Annotated in this window: 1 protein-coding gene; it reads left to right on the plus strand. The window is 65.2% G+C overall.

From position 1 onward, the window contains the following. The first annotated feature begins 24 nt into the window (after nt 1–24). Nucleotides 25–1,266, plus strand: coding sequence for an arginine deiminase (arcA, locus tag DW123_RS09450; RefSeq protein ID WP_117735747.1), 1,242 nt, complete (start codon nt 25–27; stop codon nt 1,264–1,266). The last annotated feature ends 1 nt before the right edge of the window (nt 1,267 follow it).

A 1,267-nucleotide genomic window follows, 5' to 3' on the forward strand; every position in this document is an offset into this window, starting at 1 on the left:
GGCCCGAAAGAAAGGTAGGAGGCCATGACGAAAGGTCTGCACGTGCCTTCCGAGATCGGCAAGCTCAGGAAGGTCTGCCTGCACCGTCCCGGCGACGAGCTCCTCAACCTGCCGCCCGACGAGCTCGAGCGACTCCTGTTCGACGACGTCCCGTTCCTTGAGGTCGCGCAGCAGGAGCACGACACCTTCGCCCAGATCCTGAGGGACCAGGGCGTGGAGGTGCTCTACCTCGAGAACCTCGTCGCAGAGGTGTTCGACCAGGTCCCCGGCGCCCGCGCCGAGTTCACCGACCAGTACATCGCCGAGGCAGGCATCCGCGGCCAGCGCATGCCGCAGATCGTCCGCGAGAAGCTGGACTCCATCGAGGACAACCTCGAGTTCGTCAAGAAGACCATGGCCGGCATGACCAAGGCCGAGATCGACATGCCCCTCACGGCGTCCACGACCCTCGACTCCCTGGTCAACTCCGAGTCCGAGTCCGACCTGATCATCGACCCGATGCCCAACCTCTACTTCACCCGCGACCCGTTCGCGGTCGTCGGCGAGGGCGTCAACCTCAACCGCATGTACTCGGTCACCCGCAACCGCGAGACCCTGTACGGCAAGTACGTCTTCAAGTACCACCCCGACTACAAGGACGTCTCCCTGTACTTCCGCCGCGACTGCCAGTTCCACACCGAGGGCGGCGACGTGCTGAACATCAACGAGAAGACCCTCGCCGTCGGCATCTCCCAGCGCACCCAGGCAGCCGCCATCGACGTCATGGCCCAGAACATCTTCTGGAACTCCGACTCCAAGGTCGAGCGCATCCTGGCCTTCGACATCCCCGTTTCCCGCGCCTTCATGCACCTCGACACGGTCTTCACCCAGATCGACGTCGATAAGTTCACGATCCACCCCGCCATCATGGGCACCCTGCGCGTCTACGAGCTGACCGCCGGCAAGAACCCGGGCGAGGTCAACATCCGCCTGATCGAGGACACCCTCGAGCACGTCCTGGAGGACGCCACCGGCGTCGACCAGGTCAAGCTGATCCCCTGCGGCGGCGGCGACCCGATCGCGGCCTCCCGCGAGCAGTGGAACGACGGCTCCAACACCCTGTGCGTCGAGCCCGGCAAGATCTGCGTCTACGCCCGCAACACCGTCACCAACGACGTGCTGTACAAGGAGGGCCTGGACCTTCTCGTCGTGCCCTCCGCCGAGCTCTCCCGCGGCCGTGGCGGCCCGCGCTGCATGAGCATGCCCTTCTGGCGCGAGGACCTCTAAG

The sequence above is a fragment of the Collinsella sp. AM10-26 genome (assembly GCF_003472525.1).
GTDB lineage: Bacteria > Actinomycetota > Coriobacteriia > Coriobacteriales > Coriobacteriaceae > Collinsella.